The following is a 23,215-nucleotide window of genomic DNA, read 5'->3' as shown; positions in this document are numbered from 1 at the left end:
AAGACCACGGATGGGCATCGGGTGATGCTTCTTCGGCATCACCGGGCGACAATGTTCGCTAGGTGTCGGTCTTGCGCAGGAGCTGACGGTAGCCAGTTCGTGTCATCCAGCGCGCCCGCGCCAGATGGCTGTCATGAACCTGTCGGGCCCGCCGCGGCTCCTCTTTCGGATCGATCCCGAAGAGGATCTTGACTACCTCCCGCCAATCGGCGCCGTCGGCGTCGGCGTCAAACAAGCGCATGTAGAGCTTGATGTGGCGGCGATCATAGTCGGTGAGTTCTTCCCCCGTTGGCGCGGTGTCGTCAAAGGGCTCAATCATATTGTGTTCCCCACGGCGAGGCGAAAAAACAACTCTTACAGATGTCACGGTGGCCACGGAGGCCGCTTTGCGAGCATCACACGATGCTATCTCGGCATCGCCGCCTTGGGCCTCAGCAGCTTTCGTCAGGTGAGGTTCCGCCCGGATGGTCCGGGCGGAACTTCTGATCGGCGTCCCTATTCTGCGTTGCGGCGGCTCGGGCGGGACCAGATCAGGCTGTAGCCCTCACCGTCCTCGTCATTGAAGAGGTTGGCGAAGATCGGGGCGGTGAAGCTTGGATCGTCGAGCTTGAGCCCCAGATAGTCGCGGCCTTCGTTGGACTGCTTGGACCAGGCGGCGCCGATATCGGCGCCGCCGACAAAGACGCGGTGGCTGGGGGCGTTTTCGCCGTTGGCGCGGGTTTCGGGGACGATGCGGACGCCGCGGGCCTGGACGCTGAGGGTGACGATTTCTCCAGTGAACTCGTTGTTGCCGGACTTCTTGAAGGTGCCGATGGTAGCCATGGTAGTTCTCCTTGATCCTGTCTGCTTCGAGCCGCACCATTGCGGTCTCGATGGTGGTCGCAAGGCGGAAGGCGATCGCCGGCGCACCAGGGCCGAAGCGAAGCGGAGGACGGTACGGAAGCGACTTTGTTGTTGCGCGAGGAATGACGGCGCAGCCGGCAGGGGAAGAAAGTCGCGACGTGCCGTTGCGTCACAGGCGACCGAGGCGAAGCCGTTCTTCGGACCAGAAACACCAGTCGAAGAGACCGCTATCGGTGTGCTCGCCGCGACAGGACTTTATCCAGGAGAGTTGGCGGTCCTGGGCACCTACCCTATCCGGCCACAGACGTCACAGGTGGTCGAGGTCGTTTTGCCACGGCTTGAGCGTGTGCAGCACCAAACCTGTTCAACATGGCAAAGTCACGGGAGCGATTGATTTCGGCGGCCTCCCAGACGTCGCGGGGCGGTCGCGGCTCTAACGACTATGCTAACTGGTGCCCGGCTTAGACATGCCGCTCGACGCCAACGCTCGTCTGCACTGAAACCGAGGCTTGGAGTTGATTGCCATCGCCCGAAAAACCGCGGCGAAATTGGAATGCCTCGCACGATGTTGCAGATGTGAGCACTCAAATCTAACGTTCTCACGCGAGTGCCTATTCATCTCGCCAGACCACGCGGCGCACGAATTTGATTCCAACCAAGCGCCGAAAGCGAACTTTGACCGCCTCCTCACCGACGAGGTGGAGCAATTCTGCGTCAATGCTTTCGCTCATGCGGCACTTCTGGCATGTCATCTTCCCTCGCAGCGCTTCGACCGGCACGTTGCCATAGATCTCTCTCAGCTCGGCGGGCTTGAAGTACCGCTTGATATTGCAGTGCCGACAGCGAATAAGCACAACCTGACCGGCGTTGTGAGCATGCATGAGGGTCCACGGCGCGCCTTTGTGCCATCGTTCGGGTTGCTCGGGCATATCGGGAAATGAGGAACATATTCCTCGCCAGTCAAGGGGCTCTTGACTCTTTGTTCTCATTTTGTTCACTGTTGGCCAGATAGGCACAGGAAGGGAGCTATGAAGCTCCGCTTGGAAATAAAAGGCGCCTCGCCGGCAGAACAGCAGCGCGGCATCAGCGCTGCGGACGCTTTTTTTGTCGCGACGGGAATTTCTGCCCAGCGGGCTGCCGATGGTATGTTTGCGCTGGAGGGTTGGGATGACGCCAGTTCCTGGAAAGCAGCGAGCCAACACCGCGGACGAGGACCGCGCAGCGAGCGTTTGGATGCAAACAAAGCCGAAATCGCCGCGTGCTGTGCCGACTGGCCAGCCGACGCCGTGCCGGAAAACTAGCTGTTCCTTGAATTGGTAGATTGATGAGGGACGAACCAATCAGGCTTGCCGAAGGCGTGACGGTAGCGCCGCGGGATCGCGGGCATATCGAAAACCATGTTTGTGAGCACGCCGGCCAGGCAATGGCGCACCATTCGGGTTCGCCCGGCCGCGACAAACATCGCACTGGTTCTGCCTGGCCCACCGCGGCGATGGCGACCGGTACCTTTGAAGGAGAAAGACCATGCCAGATAAACCGCCGTACATGCCGACAGGCATTGGGATGGGCATATTGGTCGACGATGAAGCCAAGGTCGGTGTTCTGATATTTCATACGGCGCAAGGTACGTTCGACTTCGCCATCAATCTCGAGGCGGTGGACGTCCTAACCAAAGCGCTCAACAAGATCGAAATGCATCTCCATTCGGACAAGGCGCACTGAATGTCCGACCCCTCCCAGAAGAAGCCAAAGCTCATCGTTGTCGTCGCGTTCGACCGCGCCGAGGACGGAGAATTATTCACGGCCTATGGCCCGACTGACCAGCAGAGCGAGGATCGCGCTGTGAGAACGGCCAAGGCGCTAGCATGGCAACATGTAGGAGTCATCGCATGGAGCCGCGATGCAGACCCGGCGCTTGGCGATTATGGTCCACCTACGACACTATTCGTGAGCGGCGATGTTCCAGACATGGAGTAGACGCCACCACCGGACCGAGCATCACGAGCTTTCTGGACGCACGGTTTCCGCCGAGAGCGATCCCGCCGGAAGCGGCCGCAAAAGCTCCGCCTCCGGCTTCGTCAAATTAATCCAGGCCGCCCAATTCTCAGGCCGAAGCACCACGACCTGGCGATTGTGGTAAGGCGCGATATCCGGTCCGGGGTCGGTCGTCAGCATCGTGAACGTGGGCGGCTTATTGCCCGTCCCTTCGCGCCACAGCCCGGCAATGGCCATGAATCGCGAGCCGTTGAGCGTGAACCTATGCTTCGCCTTCGGATATTTCGTGCCAGTGAATTCGAAGAACGCTGACGCCGGAATCAGGCAGCGTTTGCTATTGCCGAATTGCCGCCCTTCAGAACGGAAATTGAACACAGGCCCGCCCTTTGGACCGCTCGGCGGAAATCCGAACGTCATCGAGGCCAATTCCATAGTGTCGCCTGCGGCGCGCACTACGGGTGCGGGATCATTGATGCGGATATCATCCGCCTGTGGCAAATCGAGGTCGGATTGACGTGTCGAGATTTTAAGCGCCAACGACGCCATCATCCGGCAATATTCAGCCCAAGCGACGTGTTGTTCATAATCATTGCACATGAAAGGCTCCGGACTGACGATCCTCACTCTAGGGCAAGCAGACCCGGGGTGAAAAGTGCCGGCACTCAACCGAAGGCGGCCCGTTCAACCAGGACGTCTGCGTCCCTCCCGGCGCTCTGGCCGTCTGAGCCCTGCGGCCAGTCGAATTCTACCCGGTGGGCTGTCGAGGCTCGCCGCTGCTGTCCTAGACTTCGTCTGTGCGAACTGCACCGGCCCTTCCGAGCAGTCGGTTCCTCGACAAGGTTGGCCGACCGACCGCTCACTTGACACTCTGCCTCGTCGTTGTCCTCTTCCTCACCTGCCCTCGCCCTTCCGGCGCGCGCAAGCTGCCAGCGTCCTCTTTTCAAACCAAACAAGGGCGTACAAAGCGGAAGGATCGAAATGCCCGCCAGTGGGACCGAGCCATTTCGGTGCTGGAGAAAGCTCGTGGCCCTGAGACCGGTTCAAAAGGGCGGCCGTAGGAGCATCAGTATAGCGCCGCCGCCAGGCGGGATGCGGGACCGACAGCCCCCGGCGAAGGGCGCCATATCGAGACTTATGTCACCCTGGCGAACTCTAACATCGTTCTTTGCGGTTGGCGGTGAGCCGCCATGGAGCGAGGCGGCATTGCTGCGAACAGCGATCCTGCAATATCAAAGTTGTTGAAAATATCGGCAGGCTGGACATGAGCAGAGAGCCGCAACCGCCACATTCCTAGCAAGTGGCATGGCTTCATCCCGCGTACGGGTCGATTTCACGGACGATCTCCGAGTCATCACCGTCGTATTCGGCAACTGGCATGACCGCGAGCGTGCCGTCGCCGGCGCGGAAGATGACGATGCTGACCATGAGGCTGGTGGCAAGGCTGAAGGCAAAGGCGTTGGCTTGTGCGAGAGACATCTTCCGGCTCCTGTTAGGAGGCGGGGATCGCTCCCCGCGTGACAGGCGCCCCATGTGTCCGGCCGAAGGCCGCAATCACCGTGGAGGCGAAGTCGAAACGGCGGCACGCTTTGCGTAGTCCGACCCTTTACGGGTTGATGGCATCAGGCCCTCGGCCCGGAGCAAGGAATCGCGCCATGAACGAGGAAAGCGATCCCCACTTCCAAACAGGAGCCGGCGAGACGAAATCCAAGCTCACGACCTTGCATTCGGGGCAGCCATACCGGGAAGGACCATCGCCGGACGTTGTCTAGGGCGACCGGTCGGAAAGGGACCGCTCCTTTGCCGTTGGCAGGAGGCGACGCCTCATGGGGCGCCCAATTTCATGACCGGGATGCCGAGCCCGCGCGCCTTGTCGACGAGGTTGTCCTGGATGCCCGTGCCTGGAAAATGGACGACACCGATTGGCATCGTGTCGAGGATGGCGTCATTGCGTCTGAAGGGGGCGGCCTTGGCGTGCCTTGTCCAGTCGGGTTTGAAGGCGATTTGTGGCACCTTGCGATTGTATGCCCATTTGGATGCGATCAACTCCGCACCGCGGGGCGATCCGCCATGGAGCAGAACCATATCCGGATGTTTGGCATGCACCTGGTCGAGTTTCGTCCAGATGAGGCGGTGGTCATTGAAATCGAGCCCGCCAGTAAGGGCGACCTTCGGGCCGGGAGGCAAGAGTGCCTGGCTGTCTGCGTGCTTCTTCGCGGCAAGAAAGTCACGACTGTCGATCATTGCCGCGGTGAGGTTCCGATGATTGACCCTGGAGCCCGAACGAGGCCGCCATATCGAAAGGGTATGGCGCTCGAAGTGTTCGGCGGCCTGGTCGCGCATCAGTTCAAATGCGCTACGGCGTTCGAGCAGCGTCTGACCTTGCGCGATCAGCCTTTCGAGTTCGACGGACTTGACCTCGGATCCATCTTGTTCCCGTTGCAGGCGCTGCTGAGCGAGTTCGTTGTCGTCGAGCTCGCGTTCGATCCGATGCGTTGCGCGGTGGAACAGGTTGACCGCGCCCCACAGGAGTTCCTCAAGGTCGGGTTCAAGCCGTGTGTCGGCCAGCGCTACCACCAGGGCGTCGAAGATGTCGGATATGCTGGCCGCGATAGCGTGGCCTTCGGGAAGCGGGCGTGGATCGGGTTCGTCGTCGAAGGGACGGTGACCGTAGAGCTGGAGTTCCTGGAGGACGTGGTCAGTCGGAGATGACGTATGCGATGGTTTGAAGGCGGTGTCATCGTGGTCGTCCATGGTGGTTTTCCTTCTCCGTAACGGCCGCGCCATCGCGGCCTTCATGGCGACGAAGGCGGCGGGCGGCCTGGACTTGCACCCGCAGCGCCAGCGCAGGGCCGCAACGGCAGTGGAGGATGGCGACAGCCTGGTTATTTTGTTTCGCGATGGAAAGGCCCGCTTCCTCACGCGGCTACCGCGTGGGGTGGAACGGGCCGCCGGAAAATAGCCGGAGCGCAGCCATTGTCGGTCCGGGCCGGTCGCGGCCCGATCGCCCTCTGGAAGGCCTTGGGGCGGTTTTTTGCGGGGAGGATCACCATGCACACATGGATCGCCCGACAGCGACCTGCCCGTCTCCTCCTCTTTCCGGTCACCCCGTCAGGGCCATGAAGCGGGCGACATCATGGGGGGCGATTTGAGGGCGCAAGATCGCTCTTAGGGCATCGAGACCAAGCAGCCGCAGGTCCTCGTTGAAGTCACTAAGTCGCGGCGTCAGCACCTTCGCCTCGATCCCCGCCGAGTTGGCGCGTATGACAAGGGTCGCCACGGCCCCATCTCCCGCCGGATCTTTGTCGCGGGCGATATAAAGTCGCCGCAGGGCGCAGGGGAACTGTATTGCTGACAGATGAGCCGCCGATAAGGCTGCGATCGCCGGCATTGTCGGCAGCGCCGAGCGTTGCGAGAGCATTGTCTCGATGCCTTCACCGGCCACCACCACATCGCAGCCGACACCGAAGCGGACCGCGTGCCCAAGTAGTTCGCCCATGGCCCGCCTGGGAGTATCTACCGGAGCGCGGCCGAGATGGGCCTCGCTGAAACCCTGGGGATCGAGCCAGGTACGGTGTGCGCCAGTAAGCTTGCCAGTGAGGTCGGTGACGGCTGCAATCATCGCCGGCCAGGTCTCGGTCGGGCCGTTATCGTCGGGACGGTAATAACAATGCGGATGAAACCGCAGACATCCGGTCTTGTGCAGAGCTGTTATGCCGCGTGCACGCAAATACGTCTCCACGAGCGTCCTTGAAATCGGTTGCGACATGGAAATCAGTCGCCGCGCGGCCTCCGCGGAACCGGAAGGTGCGAGGGTCTTGGTCCACATCGGTGCTGTCGGCTGCTGTTCGGAACGCGGCAAGCTTAGGAAGGTGCGGGCTTCCGCAGCGACATCGCGAAAGTCGATCAGACCGCAGCTCTCCCGGATAACATCCAGCAAGTCGCCGTGCTCTCCCGTGGCAGCGTCGGTCCATTTGCCGGCCGGGCCTTTGGGAGAGTCGTTCAGCCGCACGTACATCGAACGCCCTGGCGTGTTTTGGGCGTCGCCGATCTGCCAATAGTTGCCCTGGCGTCGGCCGTTTGAGAGATAGTGGCGACATACCGCCTCTGCCTGCTGCCCGAGACGGCGCGCAAGATCATGCTGGTTTTGCGGCACGGTGCGCCTCCAAGGGAAAGGCCCGCCGTCGCCGGCGGGCCAGATGAGGAATTTCCGCCGCTCATTCAGCCGCGATCGTGTGAAGTGTTTTGTCGGCTTCGTCATTTTGGGCGAAGCGGTCGGCTTCGCCCATGGACGTTTCGCCGTCGTTCTCCGCCGTCGGTTCGACCACGGGTTCCGACGCTTGCGTTTCCTCGACTTCTGCTTCCCGGTGCCCCGGCGTGCGCAGCGGTTCGGGGAGCCAGCCGGCGTCGGCGATCAGCATTTCCGCCTCACTTGCCATGTCGCCCTTCTTCAGATGCATCAACCGGTCAGCAGCCTGCTGTCCTTTCGCTTCGGTGACCGCCTGGAGAATGCGGGCCTTCGTGACGCGGCCTAGGAAGTTGTCCACAGCCGGCCGCCAGCCGGCCGCCGCCATGTCCAGCTCGACGGCCTGCGCCAGCCGGTCGGCATGGGCGAGCGCACGTGGCCGCCGGTTCCACGCTTCATGCACGGCGTTCACCGACAGACTGACGATGTGAGCGAACAGCGCGGTCTGGCGATCGCGATCCCAGTCCCGAAGCGCGTCCCACAGGTCCGCCGCTTCCTTCGGCAAAGCCTTGGCCCAGTCGTCGTGTCGGACGCGGATCGCCTGACCACAGATGCTGTCGTTCAACCCTTGAGCTTGGGCGCCGAAGCTAATGCTCTTCAGATCCAGTTCCAGGCAGCTTTCTGATCCGTATTGGTAGAAGATCTTCAGCGCGAGCGCGTGCAACGCTGCGAGGAAGGCGATGTCAGGCCGTTCGCCGAGCGCCTGGCGCAAGCCAAGCGTGCGATGTGCCGTCAGCTCCGTCATGAGCCGGTCCGAGATAGGCGAAAGCCCTTCATTGTCTTCGGGCTCGGCCAGCGGCTCGCTATCCATCCTGACGCCGTCGTCATCATGAATCGCCCCAGCCGTGAGATGCTCGTTTCCGCCTTCGGCCGTCTGTGTATCGACCGGTAGTTCATCTTCAGGACGCACATGGCCGCGCTCGACGCGCAGACAACCGTCAGGAGCGATGCTGATAAAGGCGCCGGCGCGGGCAATATCGGCTGGGTCGAAGGCGATTGGTCGGGCCTCGAAGGATTCGAGGCCAGTCTCCAATTCAGCGAGACGTTGATCGATCTCGTCCGGAAGGTCCTCCACGCTGTCATATTGCTCGGACAGACGATCGAACTCGGCCTGCAAGGCCTCGCGCGTCGTCACCTCCTCGGCCGAAAGCGGCATCGGCTCGCCGCGAAGTTGGCGGAGCCCGAAGGTGTGGCCGTAGGCGAAGTCGGGCGCGACCTCGATCCACTTCCAGCCTTCGACGAGAACCGCCTCCGCCTCACGTTCCAGCTTTTCCGCGACCAGCCGATCTACCAGCAGGACGTCCTGCAGCCAGCCGCCATCATCCCCCTGGAACAGGTCGCGCATAACTATGCCTCCGGCATCGCCGTACGCTTCGATGCCGATGAACTGCACCCGCTTGTCTGACGTACGCACCGCGCCCTCGGTCAGCATACGGCGGATGGCATAGGGCTGCTTGTCATAGGAAGCCTTCATGCGCTCGAACACCTGCTGCTGGCGTTCGTGGTCGCCGGAGACGGTGAACGCCATGAGTTGATCGAGTGTCAGGCCGTCCTCCGCGTAGGTTTCAAGCAGCGACGGCGACACCGAGGCCAGCTTCAAGCGCTGCTTGACGACACTGACCGAGACGAAGAAGGCAGCAGCGATTTCCTCCTCCGACTGGCCCTTCTCTCGCAGGGCGAGAAAGGCGCGGAACTGATCGAGGGGGTGCAAGGGTGCTCGCTGGACGTTTTCCGCCAGAGAGTCCTCTTCGGCAATGCCTTCCTCGCGCACGACGCAGGGGACCGGCGCTGTCTTGGCGAGCCGCTTTTGCCTCACTAGCAGCTCCAATGCACGATAACGCCGGCCGCCGGCCGGAATCTCGAACATGCCGGTTTCGACACCGGCTTCGTCTTTGACCGGTCGCACGCTGAGGCCTTGCAGCAGTCCACGGCGGACAATGTCCTCGGCGAGTTCCTCGATCGATATGCCAGCCTTCACGCGCCGGACATTCGCCTGGCTGAGCAAGAGCTTGTTGAAAGGAATGTCGCGCGAGGGCGACAGGGTGATCTTTTTGGCATTGGTAGCCATCAGGATGTACTCCGCGACGGGCGGCCCAAAGCCACTCTCTCGGCCTCCAACCCGTCACGAAGCGCAGCGCCGCCCTCTGACTCTTGAGGCGGCGCCGCGGAACGACGAAGAAGTAGAAGGACGCGAAGCAACGAAGCTGGAGACTGCGTTCGCATCTCCGGCACCCGAAACTCACGCCGCTCGGTCGAGCAGTTTCTTCGCCCGCGCCTCCAGATCGAGCCGAGCATCCTGATGAGCCTTGTCGCGCGCTACCGCCGTGATGCCCTGCACGAAGTCGAACACGCTTTCAGGCTTACGCCCTTCCTCGGCCAGCACCGTCTCAATGATCTTCGCCGCCTCGGCTTTGGAGAAGCCGCGCTTGCGCAGGAAGTCGCAGCGGTCCTCATCGGTGCGGGCGACGATCCGCTCCCGCGCCGCCTTGATGCCGTTGACGAAGGGCACTGACGAGGAGTTGGCGAAGCGTGCCAGCGCCGGTGCGGCCTCGTGCGCGAAACGCGATGCAGCGTATTTCGAATGGCGGATGGTAATCTCCTCGAAACCTTCAACACCCCAGAGATTGCGGTTCTGGCAGACGGCGCGGAGGTAGAAGCTCGCTATGCCGAGCGTCTTGGCGCCGACCTCCGAGTTCCAACAGTAGAAGCCGCGGAAATAGAGATCGGGCGAGCCATCCGGGAGCCGCCCAGCCTCGATCGGGTTGAGGTCGTCGACCAGAAAAAGGAAGACGTCGCGGTCGGAGGCATAGAGCGTCGTAGTGTCCTTCGTGACGTCGACGTGAGGATGGTAGACGCCGGTGGACCATTCAAGTACGCCGGGCACTTTCCACCGGGTGTCGCCGGTGCCGTTGCCGGCGATACGCTGCACGGCGGCGACGAGTTCATGGTCGAAGATGCGGCCGTAGTCCGGGCCGGTGAGCGCGCGCAGCTCGATGCGACCATCCTCGGTCTCGAGCGTCTTCACCTGCTCGGCGCGGTGGGACGCCAGGCCGTACTGCAAATTAATCCCGGCGAGCGGTGCTGGAAGCTGGCGCAGATAGGCCGTCGGGGCGCCAACGAGGCTCGCGAGTTGGCCAAAGCTCCAATGGGTCGGGATAATGGGCGTGTCCTTGCCTGGCAGCACCAGCGATAGGCGTTCGGCATCGTCTCGGCTTGCCTCCACCCGAATAGCCGCGCTGTCCACCGTCCTCGTCCGGCTGCGCTCGGTCCGGATCTGCACCGCGGCGAATAGCTCCGACAAAGACAGGTAGCGCTCATCGGCCGGCCGCGAAAACCATTCCGAGGATACGCGGCCAATCCGCTCGCCGCGGCTCACATCCACCTTATATCCGCCCGAACGATCCCGGGTGGCGTCCAAAACTTGTGTCATGGGTCGTCTCCATGACGGGCGCCGGGAGCCACTCTCCCAGCTATCAGCCCGTCACGGAAGCTCATCCAAACTCTCACTCTCTTGTCTCAGGATGTCGGGCCGCAATATTCGCGCTCCTTCGAGAGTCCCTTGTCGCCGACCCAACTTTTTTGCTGCGACGCAGCCGATATATTCACATTCGAGCGAATACTCATCCGATCTGAAATTGACGATGGTTATTGTATGCACCGCCGATTTCTACGCCAGGGTGTCCCAATCACCGCAGAATAGATTTGATGTCATTCACACATCGCCCTTGGATCCGTACATTCCGACCGGATGATCGCCTAAGTAAGCTCTATGCGATGACGATCAGCTTGTTTTCCAATGTCTCCCCGAAAGGCAAGCAATGAGCATTACAGAGCAGTTGGACGACCGTACGCCCCTACGAATTAACATAGCTGCCGAAATCGCCTTTCCGGACGGCTCTATGGGTGCGGCAGGTCTACGAAAAGAACGAGATGCTGGCCGTCTTCAGACAGAGTTGATTGCTGGCAAGGAATACGTCACTTTGGCAGCGATCGCAGAAATGAGAGAACTATGCCGCGGACGTCGAAAGGGGCGCGCCTTGTGTGGCGCGCCGAAAGCAGAAGGGTGGACGGAAAGCTCCGCAACGCAGCCGGCTGGTTCATCCGCGACGGCGCAACCTTCCTCAGCGCTTGCGGCGGCACTGGCGAACGCGAACGCGCTGAAAAGCGGCTCGCCAGTCACATTACCGAAAAATACCGACCGGCCCGCGAGCGCGGTCGTGATTCCGCCACGGTCTCGATAGCAGACGCCGTAAGCGTATACCTTACCGACGTCGCGCCCTCGCACGCCAAGCCGAAGGAAACCGCCGAACGGCTGATCGTTGTTCTAACGTGGTTCGGCGACAAAAAAATCGGCGACATCGATGGCAAGATGTGTCGGGATTACGCCAAGGCACACGGCAAGGGCGCTGCCGCCAGGCGTCAGTTGGAGGATTTGAGAGCGGCGCTGAACCATTATCATCGCGAAGGCTATATAACTTCTGCGCCGGCAATTGTGCTGCCCGCGAAGGCAGCACCGCGCGACCGCTGGCTGACCCGCGACGAGGCAGCCGCCCTGCTTCGCGCCGCGTGGCGCATGCGCCAGTCATGGAAGGGTAGGCCAAGCGATCGTCGCACCGCACGCCACGTCGCGCGCTTCATCCTGGTCGCTCTCTACACCGGCACGCGCTCGGCCGCGATCTGCGGCGCGGCCGTCCGGCGGACGGATGGTGCGGGACATGTCGACACCGAACGCGGCGTTTTCTACCGCCGTGCCAGCGGTCGCCGCGAGACCAAGAAGCGTCAACCGCCCGTCAGGCTGCCTGATCGCCTCCTGGCACATGTGCGCCGATGGGCGAGCACACCGCTGGAGATCAAGACCAAGGGCCGCGGAAAAAGCGCCAGCATTGGCCGCATGATCGCCCATGACTACGTGGTCGAGTGGAACGGCAAACCGGTGCAGTCGATCAAGAAGGCCTTCCGCTCGGTGGTCGAGGCAGCCGGACTTGGCTGGTATGAGGAGGTTGCGACACCGCACGGCAGCGCCCGGCGCGTCTTCCGCACAGACATCACCCCGCACGTTTTCCGCCACACGGCCGCGACCTGGCTGATGCAGCGCGGTTCCGATCCCTGGGCAGCGGCCGGATACCTCGGTATGAGCGTTCAAGTGCTCATTCAGACTTATGGCCATCATCACCCCGATTTTCAGGCCCAGGCCGCTGAGGCAATCGTCTCCAAGTCACGGATGCGAAACCTGCCCAAAACGACAGTCAGCACGCGCGCGGCACAGAAGGAGAACATTTCCAGCTACCCCACAGTTACCCCACAGATATACCGGAAATAAACGTGAACATTGGCCTTCAGACGACACCAGAAATGGCGGAAATCCGGGCTTTTGCTGCCTAACCCGCCCGTTCGGGACGAGGGGGTCGCAGGTTCAAATCCTGCCACTCCGACCAGAAAGAACAATGTATTAGCGCATCCCGACTTTGGCGCAATCGGCGATTCACCTGATAGGCCTGCGTCCAGGCTGATGCCTTTTCCCTCAGCGCGGGGAACGGACACGAAATCCCTTTCCTCGCATGACGCATGAGCACCGAGGTTCCTGCATCGTGCCGGTCAATCTGCGGGGAGTGTTCGCGGCGTCGCTGCCACGGATCACACTCCGACAGGGCATGGCGCGCGGCGCCTAACGGAGGCCGAAGAAGCTCAATATCGCAATGACGATGACCACCGCTCCAACGAGCCAAATGATATTGTTCATAGTCTCTCTCCTGTTGCCTGGTGAGCCCGCGCCTCTGGCGGAGGACACGGGCCGATCAGCCTTTGCCGACTGATCTTCAGCAGACCTCAATTGTGATGCCTGCCGCGGAGATAGAACAGTTAGACCCTCCTAATGTTCCGCAGCCTGAGTGAAACCGTAGAGAACGCGATGCCGCGACTAGCCGTGGCATGAGGATGGCTAGGGGGCGGTGGCTAAATGTTGCGGTTTTTGCATCCTTGGCTAGCGACGCCATAGCCGCCCTTCGACCTGCCGCACGTCCCCGCCTGTCCCGGGAAACCCGGAACCAAAGGGGTCAGCGGCAGTTGTATCCAAGGAAGGGCTAATCAAGGCAATGGAGAAATTGCAGTGAAAACAATGATCATGTGCGCTTTGGCGCTTTCGATGGGATTGCCCGCTTTGGCTTCGGCCGCTGAGGCGGACGTTGTCGTCACGACCCATCATCGACATCACAACCAGGTCAGGATCATCAACGAGGAAGGTCAGCGGCTTCATCACCGTCACCACGGAACGATTGCGTTCTACGACCATGGTCGCCGGCATCATTATCGGCAGGATCGGGATGCCGTTGTCGTCACCGGCTCCATCTCCACCCACCGTCACCACCACCCGGTGGTGATCGAAAACGGCGGTTACTGATTACCGACTGGTGGCCCGGCTCTCGATCAAGCCTGGCCACCAGATGACTTTCCCTGGCACGCTATGCGCGGCTGAAAATCCAGGCGCAGTGGACCGTGCCAGTCCTGAATACCCCATCACCGCTGGTAAGTTATGGAAGCTCGGCTCGGGTCAGGCAATTTTCCCGACGCTGGCCAGTCCAGCCAGGGTTTGTGCCAAATCCAGGGTTCGCTCGCCACTTGGAAGAGCGAGCGAACCCTGTCAGCGCAGGAAGGGACTGGATTGCGCCGATGTGCGAGGAGGTTAGCCGAGGACTATTGCGGCCACCATGAAAGTGATGGCCGTCGCGAAGATCGGTGCGAGCAACCAACGCGCCTGGTCAACACTCTTCTCCATCGGCTTCCTCCCACAATCTGCTAGCGGACAAACGGCGGCAATCAGCGGCCGTTCCGGGTTCCGCGCCCGGCAAGACCATTGCGTCCTGGTGCAAGACTTAAGTCCCGCGCCTTACCAGACCGAAGCCCTAACCGGGAACGTTTGCCCGCGCTCCAAGTTCGGTTGATTGGGCGCGAGGACCATCAAAAAACGAGACGGAATAAATGACCAGCACAATCTCGAATCGTGAAGACGCAAGATCCGATATCTTGCAGCTGCGCGTGGCAGACCTCCGGAGCAGGATGCGCAGCGCGCGGATCACCGAGGGCGAAATCAAGACCTTCCAAAAGGTCGCGGCGGTAATGGAGGACGGTCAAGGCCGGATCGATGGCGACGACTTGATCGCCGCATCCTTCGTTACCGACGCGCTGACGGACACGACACGTCCTGAATGACCATGCCAACAATCAGCAGGCTTTTTGAATCCCATCCCGAAGCGACCCGGATCGCCGGCAACCTTTTGGCGGCCGGGGTTCCGCGCGTACAGATCGCCATTATCGGGCCCTACCACGACGAAATCGGTGTCCTGAAATCTCCGGCAGTCATGCTTGGCGCTGCCGCCGGGCTGTTGGCGTGCCTGGGCGCTTTTGCTGCTTACGGCATCAATCCTTTCGCAACCGGCCTGTCGGCGATGGCCCTGACAGGCACGTTCTGCGGCTGCGCCCTCGGCGGCTTGCTCGGACCCTTGGTCGCGACCGCCAGAAGGCCGGAGCGCCGCAGTGTCGGCGAAGGGATCGTGCTGGTGACAGCCCATGTCGATGACAACGCGGCCGACATTGCCCAAATGGTGCTCGGCGGCGGTTGTGTCCCCATGACCGGATTGGCCGCCGAAGCAGCGTAAGAATTTTCGACGACAGTGAGACGGGCCGGTAACCAGCGCAGAGCCGGCCGGCCGGTCAAACTTTGACGAAAAGGGCATCCGCGCTAGTTTGACCGACGAATATGAGGGGGCCGGCACACGGCGAACCGGACGCGAATATGAATTTGATCTCAACAACAGGGTCAGCACCGGTTCTTCTGGCTGCCATGCTCCTGGTTGGCGGATGCGGGACGATCGGCGGAAGGGCCGATCCGGCCAAATACGAGAGCATGAGCTGCACCGAGCTTAACAGCGCCGTGGGAAGCAGCGCGAGCGACATCTCGCAAACCGCGATCACCCGCGGCAAGGTCGCCAACACCAGCGTGCCGCGCTGGCTGCTTGGCGGATCGCGCGTGAAGACGGCGGTCGCCAATCGTGAAACGGCCAGGATCGACCGGTTGAAGCAACAGCAGGATGCCGCTGTCGCCATGCGCGCACACAAGTGCGCGAGTTCGGCGGGCTGAGCGAACGGGCCTTACCTGCAGCGGCTCATCACGCGCTCAACCGGAACCGCGTGACGTCGATCGCGGCGTTCATCAGCGTCTGCGTATAAGGCGCTTGCGGGTTGCTGAAGATGGCCTCGGTCGGCCCCTCCTCGACGATCTTGCCCTGCTTCATGACGATGATGTAGTCGGCCATGGCGCGCACCACCGCGAGATCGTGGCTGATGAACAGGTAGGACAGTTCGTGGTCGGCCTGGAGTTTGCGCAGCAATTCCACGATCTGTTTCTGCACCGAGCGGTCGAGCGCCGAGGTCGGCTCGTCCAGCACGACCATCTTGGGCTTCAGGATCATGGCGCGGGCAATGGCGATGCGTTGCCGTTGTCCGCCGGAAAATTCGTGCGGGTAGCGGTTGCGGGCATTGGGGTCGAGGCCGACTTCGCGCAGCGCCTCGACCGCGCGCTGGTCGCGCTGCTTTCCCGAAAGGTTCGGTTCATGCACCAGCAGCCCTTCGGTGATGACCTGGCCGACGGTCATGCGTGGCGACAGCGAGCCGAAGGGATCCTGGAAGACGAGCTGCATCTGGCGCCGCAGCGGCCGCATCTGCTGCCGGTCGGCCGTGGAAATGTCGCGATCGCCGAACCGGATGAGCCCATCGCTCGGCAACAGCCGCAGCAAGGCTCGGCCGAGCGTCGATTTGCCCGATCCGGATTCGCCGACGATGCCGATGGTCTGGTTGCGTTGCAACCGGATCGAGATGTGATCGACAGCCCGCAGCATCAGGGGTTCGCCGGCCAGGAACCCGCCGCCGATCCTGAATGTGACTTCGACGTTCCTGCCTTCGAGCACCACGGGCGCGTTGGCGGGCGGAGGTGCCTTGGTTCCCGTCGGCTCGGCCGCCAGCAGCATCTTGGTGTAGGCATGCTGCGGGTTGGCGAAGATCGCTTCCGCCGCGCCTTCCTCGACGACCTCTCCCTGGCGCATGACATAGACCCGGTCGGCGAAGCGCCGCACGATGCCGAGGTCGTGGGTGATGAAGACGATCGCCATGCCGAGCTTGCGCTGCAGCTCGGCCAGAAGCATCAGGATCTGTGCCTGGATGGTCACGTCGAGTGCCGTCGTCGGTTCGTCGGCGATCAGGATGTCGGGGTCGTTGGCGAGCGCCATGGCGATCATCACGCGCTGGCGCTGGCCGCCGGACATCTCGTGCGGATAGGATTTCATCCGCCGTTCCGGATCGGGAATATGGACGAGCCGCAGCAGCTTGAGCGCCTCTTCACGCGCTTCGGCGGCGCTAAGGCCGCGATGCCTGCGGATCGGCTCCATCAGCTGGTTGCCGATCGAATAAAGCGGATCGAGCGAGGTCATTGGTTCCTGGAAGATCATGCTGATCTTGCGGCCGCGGACCTTGTTCAGCTCGGACTTGCTCAATGTGAGCAAATTGCGGCCGCGATAATCGACATGGCCCGACGCTTCGCCGTTGGAGGCCAGCAGGCTCATCGCCGCCATCATCGTCTGGCTCTTGCCGGAGCCGGATTCGCCCACGACTGCGACGGTTTCGCCGGCATTGACATGGATGTTGATGCCCTTGACCGCTTCGACGGCACCGTCGAGCGTGCGGAAGCGCACGCGCAGGTCCTTGACGCTGAGGATCGTTTCGGGAGTGGCCATGTCAGCGATCCCCATTTCTATCTAACCCCATTTTTACCGATCCCAATCTTTATCGATCTCTTGGGTCGAGCGCGTCGCGCAGGCCGTCGCCGACGAAGTTCAGGGCGAACAGCGTCGAGACGAGGAAGAAGGCGGGAAACAGGAGCAGCCAGTTGGCGGTGCCGATGTTCTTGGCGCCGACGGAGATCAGCACGCCCCAGCTGGTCATCGGCTCCTGGATGCCGAGGCCGAGGAACGACAGGAAGCTCTCCAGGATGATGACCTGCGGCACCAGCAGGGTCATGTAGATCACCACGGGGCCAAGCAGGTTGGGGATGACATGGCGCACCAGGATGCCGCGCTGGCCGATGCCCATGGCTTCCGCCGCCTGGACATATTCCTGCCGGCGGATCGACAGCGCCTGCCCGCGCACGATGCGCGCCATGTCGAGCCACAGCACGGCACCGACCGCCAGGAACATCAGCACGAAGTTGCGGCCGAAGAACACCACCAGCATGATGACGAAGAAGATGAACGGCAAGGAATAGAGCACGTCGACGATGCGCATCATCACCTCGTCGACCTTGCCGCCGGAAAAGCCGGCGGCGGCGCCATAGATCACACCGATCACCACGGCAACGATGCCGGCGAGCAGGCCGATGGCAAGCGAGATGCGCCCGGCCATCAGCGTGCGCGACAACAGATCACGGCCAGTGTTGTCGGTTCCGAACAGGAAATACTGCTGCTTGACCGATGCGCTCATCGTCACTTCGAGGCCGTCGGGGGACTTGCTCTCTATCTTGGTGTCGTCGAAGGCATCGGAACGGTCGAGGTAGCGGATGTTACGGTCGTCGATCGGCTTGGTCGACTTGACCGTGACGAAGACCTGGCTCCCCTCCTGGTGCCACTCCTTGATATCGACCCGCATGCGTTTGATCGCTTCGGCAAGCGCCGTCTCGATCATATCGGGTTTCGGGTAGGCCGACAGGCTTGGCGGCATGCGCACATAGTCGGCGTAGATGGTCGTGTATTGATGCGGCACGAACCAGGGGCCAAAGACGCTGACGACACCGATCAGAATGAGGTAGTAGAGGCTGAACATGGCGGCGCGATTGGCCTTGAGGCGCGCCCAGGCATCGCCCCAAAGCGAGCGACCAACGATGGCGGGAGCCGTGGCCGTGATGTCAGTCATAGCGCACCCTCGGGTCGACGACCGCGTACATGACGTCGACGATCAGGTTGAAGACGATGGTGAAAATGGCGATCACCACCACCGTTCCCATCACCAGTGTGTAATCGCGGTTGAGCGCGGCATCGACGAAATAGCGGCCGACTCCGGGAATGGAGAAGATCGTCTCGACGATGACCGAGCCGGTCAGCAGTGCCGCCGCAGCCGGGCCGGTGAAGGAGACGATCGGCAGGATGGCGCCGCGCAGCGCGTGCTTGACCACCACCGACCAGTCGGAGAGGCCGAGCGCGCGCGCCGTTCGGATATGATGGGATCGCAGCGATTCGATCATCGAGCCGCGCATCAGGCGTGCAACGATGGCGATCTGCGGCAAGGCAAGTGTCAGCACCGGGCCGACCTTGTTGATGAAGGCGCCGTCGCCCCAGCCACCGATCGGCAACAGCCTCCAGGTCAGCCCGAAAAGGAGCTGGATCACCGGCGCGATGACGAAGGTGGGGATGGTGCTGCCGGCGGTCGCCAGGGCGATCACCGTATAGTCGCCAAGCTTGTTCTGGTTGAGCGCGGCAATGGTGCCGAGCACGCTGCCGAGCAACAGCGCCAGGATCAGCGCCGAGGCACCGAGCTGGACGGAAATGGGCAGGCCCTTGGCAAACAGTTCGGTGACGGTGAAATCCGGCATGTTGTAGCTCGGGCCGAAATTGCCGCGCAGCAGATTGCCGAGATAATGGACATATTGCAGCCAGAGCGGATCGTTGAGGCCGAACTGGGCTTCAAGATTGGCCTTGATCTCGGGGCTCAGACCCCGCTCCTGGTTGAATGGACCGCCTGGCGCGACGCGCATCAGGAAGAACGCCATCGTCACGATGACGAACAGCGTCGGGATGGCGGTCAAAAGCCGCCGGAATACGTATCGCAGCATCGGTGCCCCGCTTGATCCAGAGCAGGCCCGTCCACTCGGACGATTGCGCTCCAGCCTTCAAATCTTCGCACCGAACTTTCCGAAAATCGATTCCGCTTCCCGAGCCGATGCGATGGCAAACCAGCGCCGCCGCGCATTCGGTTGCGCGGCGGCTTGGCCAGGGATCAGTCCTTGCTGACGAAGCGCGACGGATGCACGTCCATCACATTGTCGACGAAGCCATGCAGCTTCGAGGAAACGATATCGTGGTAGCTGTAGTACAGAAGCGGGATCTGGCCGACATCGTCGATGAGGATGCGCTCGGCCGCGGAGAGATCCTTCATGCGCTCTTCGGGCTTGCCGCCGGCGGCCGCGGCCTTGTCCATTGCCGCTTCGTATTGCGGGCTGTTGTAGTTCGAATAGTTGTTGCCGCTGGCCTTGCGCGTGATGCCGAGGAAGGTTTCCGGATCCTTGTAGTCGGCGATCCAGGCGGCGCGCGCCACGTCATAGTCGCCCTTCTGCTCGAGGAAGGAGTAGTGGGTCTTGGTGTCGGTGTTGAGCAGCGTGACGTCGACGCCAAGCGGCTTCAACTGTTCCTGGATCGCCACAGCGGTGTTCTTGTGGTTTTCCGAGGTGTTGTAGCGGATTTCCATCTTCAGCGGATGCTCGGGCGTGTAGCCAAGCTTCTCGAGGATCTTCTTGGCGGCGTCCTCGCGGTCGATCTGCGGCATGTCGGCGTATTTGGCCATTGCGGGCGCATAACCCTCGATGCCGGGAGGCACCATCGAATAGCCGGGCAGCATCGAGTTCTGCCAGACCTTTTCAGCGATGAAGTCACGGTCGATCGCCATCGAGATGGCGTTGCGCAGCTCCGGATTGTTCCACGGCGCCTTGTCGGTCTTGATCGCATAGTAGTAGGTGCCGAGATACGGTCCGACATGGATCTGGTCGCCGAACTTGGTCTTGAGGTCGGCCAGCTGTTCGGTCGGCAGATCGTCATAGCTGTCGAGTTCGCCGGCCTCGAAGCGCTTCATCGCCGACGAACGATCTTCGGTCGGGATGTAGTTGACGACGTCGAACTTGACGGTCGCGGCGTCCCAGAATTTCGGATTCTTGACCAGTTTCATGTGGTCGTTGGGAACCCATTCGGCGAGCGTATAGGCGCCGTTCGAAACCAGTTTGCCGGGCTTGATCCAGTCGGCGCCGAGCTTTTCAATCGAGGCCTTGCTGACCGGATAGGTCGCCTGATGGGTCAGCATCTCCAGGAAGTACGGCGTCGGCGCCTTCAAGGACACTTCCAGGGTGTTGGCGTCGATCGCCTTGACGCCCATGTCTTCCGGCTTGCCCTTCTTGGTGTTGACGTCCTCCGCGCCCTTCACCGGATACAGCATCGAGGCGTATTCCGCGCCGGTCGCCGGATCCTCCAGCCGGTGGAAGGCATAGACGAAGTCGTCCGCCGTCACCGGGCTGCCATCCGACCACATGCCGTCCTTGCGCAGCTTGAAGGTATAGACCGTGCCGTCATCCGATACCGTCCAGCTTTCGGCGGCGCCCGGAATGAGGTTGGCCTTCTCATCCTGCATGACCAGTCCCTGGAACAGGTCACGCAGCACGTTGGCTTCATAGACCGTCGAGGTCTTGTGTGGGTCGACCGACTCCGATTCAGCGGCGGTGCCCCTGTTATAGACGGTCTCGGCGAAGGCTGGCGTCAAGAAAGTGCCGGCAGCCAAGGTCATGGTCGTGGCGAACACCGTCGCCTTCAGCATGTTTTTCAGCATGAAGTTCTCCCTGTCGGCGCTGCCATGGGCGCGCCTTAACGTGTTGACGCCCCGGAACCGATGTCTGATTCCTTTGAGCGCGCCGCCGGTTCCCTCCGGCGGCTGGTGGCAGGAGACTAGACAGGAGGTCAGCTCTTTTCAACCGAGTACTGATTGACCTTAAGTCAAGCCTCATGATTGCAGAAGCAATGACTAAATTAGAGAGTCTTTTTCAATCGAGCACATCCTTTGGTTGCGTCCAGAGTTTTCGCTTTCTGCATGCGAACTTGGGCATGCTGCAGCCATGGTTGACAACCTCATTTGCAAGGTCCGAAGGCGCCAGTTCCGAACAGACAATTCGGGCACTTCAGCGGTCGAGTTCGCCCTGCTGTCGCCGCTCTTCATGCTTCTCTTGCTCGGGATGGTTGGGTACGGCATCTATTTTGGCGCCGCCAATTCGATACAGCAAATTGCAGCCGACGCCGCCCGGACGGCTATCGCCGGGGTGAACCAGACCGAGCGCCAGACGCTCGTGGCCAGCTACCTCGCCAACAACGCCGGCGGTTACCCCTTCGTGGACGCCAGCAAACTGACCTACCAGGCCAATGACAGCGTTGCCGACGGAAGCCAGTTCGTGGTGTCCATCTCGTACGATGCCCGCAACCTGCCGATCTGGAATCTGTTCCCGGGCATAGCCATGCCAGGGACGACCATCAGGCGTCAGTCAACGATCAGGGTCGGGGGTATCTGAATGCTGCAGCGGGCGGGCAAGGGCATCGGCCGGCTTGCACGGTCGATGATGGGGGACAGGAAGGCGAACTTCGCCGTCATGACCGCATTGAGCGCGCCGGTCGCGCTGGCCCTGGCCGCGGTGGCGATAGACGAGGCCTCCATCTACACCGAGCGCCGGGAAGCCCAGGCGATGGTCGACCTGGCAGCGATCACCGCTGCCTCGAACATCAACAACGTCAACACAGCCGTCGTCACCACGCTCACCGACAACGGCATGCCGGGTGTCGTTGTTCAAGCTTCGGGCCAGACCATCCCGGCGGCCGCCGGGAAGACGGTGGTGACGGTTACGCAAGGCCGATATGCCTCATCGACCGCTAATGTCAGCCAGCGCTTCCAGGCGGGCGTGACGCCTTACAATGCCGTCCGGGTGACTTTGGCGAAGATCCCCAAGCGCTACTTCGCAAGCTCGCTGATCCCCACTCCCGTCATCGGCACCCAAGCCACCGCCAGCATGACGCCGCAGGCGACATTCTCGGTCGGGTCGAGATTGCTCAGCGTCAATGGCGGCATCCTCAACGCACTTTTGAGCGGACTTCTCGGCGGCAACATCTCGCTCAGCGTCATGGATTACAACGGACTGATCTCGGCCGATGTAAGCGTGCTTTCCTTCGTCAGTGCGCTCGGCACACAACTGAACATCACGGCCGGCACCTATTCCAACGTTTTGGCCTCGAAGGCGACCGTCGGCCAGATCGCTACTGCCATGGCCAATGTTCCCGGTCTCGGCAATACCGCCAAGGTCGCCTTGCAGACCATCGCCTCCAAGTCGACCAGCACCGTCAAGATCCCACTCAGCAGTCTTGTCAACCTTGGTTCCATCGGCAGCCTGGGCCTCGGGCAACAGCCGTCCGGCCTTGGCGTAGACGCAAGCGCAATGGGGATGCTGACGGCGGCGGCCGTACTCGCCAACGGCACCAACCAGGCCGCGGTCGATCTCGGCGCGACCATCCCGGGGCTGCTCTCCACCAAGCTCAGCATCGCCATTGGGGAGCCGATGCAATCCTCGCCCTGGCTGGCCATCGATGGCATCGGCACCGTCGTGCGGACCGCCCAGACGCGCATCAAGCTGACGGCCTCCGTCGGTGTCGGCACGCCGAGCCTGGCCGGCGGCATCAGCCTGCTTGCCGTCAATCTGCCGCTCAATGTGGAAGTCGCCTATGCCGAGGCCAAGCTGACCGACATAAGCTGTCCGACAGGGCCGTCCAGCATCAATGTCTCCATCGCCGCGCACCCCGGCATTGCGCGTTTGAACCTGGCCAACAGCAACAACCCGTCCGGCTTCGCCGATTTCAGCCAGCCGCAGACCTTCACCGACGCCGAGATCGCCGATGTGAGTCTGAAGCTCCTGCTGATCAACATCCCGCTGATTCAGGTGATGGGTTCGGCCGCGACCGCGATCACCAACAACAGCCCGCAGACCTTGACCTTCAACGCAACCGACATCGCCAACAAGACGATCAAGACCGTTTCGACGCGAAACATCTCGCAGTCGCTCACCACGTCTCTGGTCAACAACCTGTCGCTTTCGGTCAATGCGCTTGGTTTGGGCATCGATCTGACCGCCCTGCTTGGAACGGTCAAACCGGCAGTGGTGGCCCTGCTCAACACCGTAACGGCGCCCGTCGACGACTTGCTCTACAATGTGCTTTCAGCCCTGGGCGTCGGTGTCGGCCAGGCCGACGTGCGCGTCACCGGTGCGACCTGCGGACGGGCAGTGCTCGTTCAGTAGGACCGCTT

The 23,215-nt window shown here is 61.7% G+C and carries 24 protein-coding genes; 12 read left to right on the top strand and 12 right to left on the bottom strand.

The window, feature by feature from the left end; genetic code table 11:
- Window positions 1–58 precede the first annotated feature (58 nt).
- Together EN861_RS32470 and EN861_RS32465 are read right to left on the bottom strand one after the other, a co-directional pair.
- Complete coding sequence (locus tag EN861_RS32470) at window positions 59–319, bottom strand: DUF2285 domain-containing protein (RefSeq protein WP_127277148.1); 261 nt, start codon at window positions 317–319, stop codon at window positions 59–61.
- A gap of 176 nt (window positions 320–495) precedes the next feature.
- Complete coding sequence (locus EN861_RS32465) at window positions 496–822, bottom strand: DUF736 domain-containing protein (protein ID WP_135867603.1); 327 nt, start codon at window positions 820–822, stop codon at window positions 496–498.
- A gap of 536 nt (window positions 823–1,358) precedes the next feature.
- Between EN861_RS32465 and EN861_RS32455 the strand changes: the two genes are divergently transcribed.
- The 4 genes from EN861_RS32455 to EN861_RS32440 all read left to right on the top strand — a co-directional run bounded on the left by EN861_RS32455 (window position 1,359) and on the right by EN861_RS32440 (window position 2,820).
- On the top strand, window positions 1,359–1,784 hold the full coding sequence (locus tag EN861_RS32455) for a hypothetical protein (RefSeq protein ID WP_135867602.1): 426 nt from the start codon (window positions 1,359–1,361) through the stop codon (window positions 1,782–1,784).
- 87 nt (window positions 1,785–1,871) lie between these two features.
- On the top strand, window positions 1,872–2,144 hold the full coding sequence (locus EN861_RS32450) for a hypothetical protein (RefSeq protein WP_127277140.1): 273 nt from the start codon (window positions 1,872–1,874) through the stop codon (window positions 2,142–2,144).
- Between the two features lie 223 nt (window positions 2,145–2,367).
- Window positions 2,368–2,565, top strand: a complete 198-nt coding sequence (locus EN861_RS32445; RefSeq protein ID WP_135867601.1) for a hypothetical protein — start codon at window positions 2,368–2,370, stop codon at window positions 2,563–2,565.
- Window positions 2,566–2,820, top strand: coding sequence for a hypothetical protein (locus EN861_RS32440; RefSeq protein ID WP_127277136.1), 255 nt, complete (start codon window positions 2,566–2,568; stop codon window positions 2,818–2,820). It abuts the gene before it with no gap.
- A gap of 21 nt (window positions 2,821–2,841) precedes the next feature.
- On the opposite strand, the gene EN861_RS32435 is transcribed toward EN861_RS32440, so the two are convergent.
- From EN861_RS32435 to EN861_RS32430, 3 genes are all read right to left on the bottom strand, one after another.
- Entirely contained in the window at window positions 2,842–3,435 is a 594-nt protein-coding gene (locus EN861_RS32435) for an SOS response-associated peptidase (protein WP_127277134.1), read from the bottom strand.
- Window positions 3,436–4,146: 711 nt separating this feature from the next.
- A complete protein-coding gene (locus EN861_RS35640) occupies window positions 4,147–4,314 on the bottom strand; it encodes a hypothetical protein (RefSeq protein WP_181167519.1) in 168 nt (55 codons plus the stop codon).
- 345 nt (window positions 4,315–4,659) lie between these two features.
- Window positions 4,660–5,589 (bottom strand): DUF2493 domain-containing protein, encoded by a 930-nt coding sequence (locus EN861_RS32430; RefSeq protein ID WP_135867600.1) that lies wholly within the window; start codon window positions 5,587–5,589, stop codon window positions 4,660–4,662.
- Here EN861_RS32430 and EN861_RS32425 point away from each other — a divergent pair.
- On the top strand, window positions 5,588–5,797 hold the full coding sequence (locus EN861_RS32425) for a hypothetical protein (RefSeq protein ID WP_135867599.1): 210 nt from the start codon (window positions 5,588–5,590) through the stop codon (window positions 5,795–5,797). The genes EN861_RS32430 and EN861_RS32425 overlap by 2 nt on opposite strands.
- Window positions 5,798–5,938: 141 nt before the next feature.
- On the opposite strand, the gene EN861_RS32420 is transcribed toward EN861_RS32425, so the two are convergent.
- From EN861_RS32420 to EN861_RS32410, 3 genes are all read right to left on the bottom strand, one after another.
- Window positions 5,939–6,991 carry a toprim domain-containing protein gene (locus tag EN861_RS32420; RefSeq protein WP_245512158.1) on the bottom strand — a complete coding sequence of 351 codons (1,053 nt, stop codon included), beginning with the start codon at window positions 6,989–6,991 and terminating at the stop codon, window positions 5,939–5,941.
- A gap of 61 nt (window positions 6,992–7,052) precedes the next feature.
- Window positions 7,053–9,149, bottom strand: a complete 2,097-nt coding sequence (locus EN861_RS32415; RefSeq protein ID WP_135867597.1) for a ParB/RepB/Spo0J family partition protein — start codon at window positions 9,147–9,149, stop codon at window positions 7,053–7,055.
- 171 nt (window positions 9,150–9,320) lie between these two features.
- Window positions 9,321–10,511 (bottom strand): DUF932 domain-containing protein, encoded by a 1,191-nt coding sequence (locus EN861_RS32410; protein ID WP_135867596.1) that lies wholly within the window; start codon window positions 10,509–10,511, stop codon window positions 9,321–9,323.
- Window positions 10,512–11,120: 609 nt separating this feature from the next.
- Here EN861_RS32410 and EN861_RS32405 point away from each other — a divergent pair.
- The 5 genes from EN861_RS32405 (at window position 11,121) to EN861_RS32385 (ending at window position 15,215) form a co-directional block, all read left to right on the top strand.
- A complete protein-coding gene (locus EN861_RS32405; protein WP_245512157.1) occupies window positions 11,121–12,401 on the top strand; it encodes a tyrosine-type recombinase/integrase in 1,281 nt (426 codons plus the stop codon).
- Between the two features lie 786 nt (window positions 12,402–13,187).
- Entirely contained in the window at window positions 13,188–13,478 is a 291-nt protein-coding gene (locus EN861_RS32400) for a hypothetical protein (RefSeq protein ID WP_127278660.1), read from the top strand.
- Window positions 13,479–14,056: 578 nt separating this feature from the next.
- Window positions 14,057–14,287: a hypothetical protein gene (locus EN861_RS32395; RefSeq protein ID WP_127278659.1), complete on the top strand. Its 231-nt coding sequence runs from the start codon at window positions 14,057–14,059 to the stop codon at window positions 14,285–14,287.
- Window positions 14,284–14,733 (top strand): hypothetical protein, encoded by a 450-nt coding sequence (locus tag EN861_RS32390; RefSeq protein ID WP_245464386.1) that lies wholly within the window; start codon window positions 14,284–14,286, stop codon window positions 14,731–14,733. The genes EN861_RS32395 and EN861_RS32390 overlap by 4 nt, the downstream gene beginning before the upstream one ends.
- Window positions 14,734–14,981: 248 nt before the next feature.
- Window positions 14,982–15,215: a hypothetical protein gene (locus tag EN861_RS32385; RefSeq protein WP_348630914.1), complete on the top strand. Its 234-nt coding sequence runs from the start codon at window positions 14,982–14,984 to the stop codon at window positions 15,213–15,215.
- Window positions 15,216–15,243: 28 nt separating this feature from the next.
- On the opposite strand, the gene EN861_RS32380 is transcribed toward EN861_RS32385, so the two are convergent.
- From EN861_RS32380 to EN861_RS32365, 4 genes are all read right to left on the bottom strand, one after another.
- Complete coding sequence (locus EN861_RS32380) at window positions 15,244–16,863, bottom strand: ABC transporter ATP-binding protein (RefSeq protein WP_127871312.1); 1,620 nt, start codon at window positions 16,861–16,863, stop codon at window positions 15,244–15,246.
- A 49-nt stretch (window positions 16,864–16,912) separates the two neighbouring features.
- Window positions 16,913–18,034, bottom strand: a complete 1,122-nt coding sequence (locus EN861_RS32375) for an ABC transporter permease subunit (RefSeq protein WP_127279556.1) — start codon at window positions 18,032–18,034, stop codon at window positions 16,913–16,915.
- Window positions 18,027–18,950 (bottom strand): ABC transporter permease subunit, encoded by a 924-nt coding sequence (locus EN861_RS32370; protein ID WP_127279557.1) that lies wholly within the window; start codon window positions 18,948–18,950, stop codon window positions 18,027–18,029. The genes EN861_RS32375 and EN861_RS32370 overlap by 8 nt, the downstream gene beginning before the upstream one ends.
- Before the next feature lie 164 nt (window positions 18,951–19,114).
- Window positions 19,115–20,707 carry a peptide ABC transporter substrate-binding protein gene (locus EN861_RS32365; protein ID WP_135867593.1) on the bottom strand — a complete coding sequence of 531 codons (1,593 nt, stop codon included), beginning with the start codon at window positions 20,705–20,707 and terminating at the stop codon, window positions 19,115–19,117.
- Window positions 20,708–20,990: 283 nt separating this feature from the next.
- On the opposite strand from EN861_RS32365, the gene EN861_RS32360 reads away from it, so the two are divergent.
- Entirely contained in the window at window positions 20,991–21,437 is a 447-nt protein-coding gene (locus EN861_RS32360) for a TadE/TadG family type IV pilus assembly protein (protein ID WP_189343786.1), read from the top strand.
- Window positions 21,438–23,207 carry a TadG family pilus assembly protein gene (locus tag EN861_RS32355; protein ID WP_127279559.1) on the top strand — a complete coding sequence of 590 codons (1,770 nt, stop codon included), beginning with the start codon at window positions 21,438–21,440 and terminating at the stop codon, window positions 23,205–23,207.
- The last annotated feature ends 8 nt before the right edge of the window (window positions 23,208–23,215 follow it).

The organism is Mesorhizobium sp. M8A.F.Ca.ET.218.01.1.1 (assembly GCF_004791165.1).
Lineage (GTDB): Bacteria > Pseudomonadota > Alphaproteobacteria > Rhizobiales > Rhizobiaceae > Mesorhizobium.
This window is presented reverse-complemented; position numbering and strand designations above follow the sequence as displayed.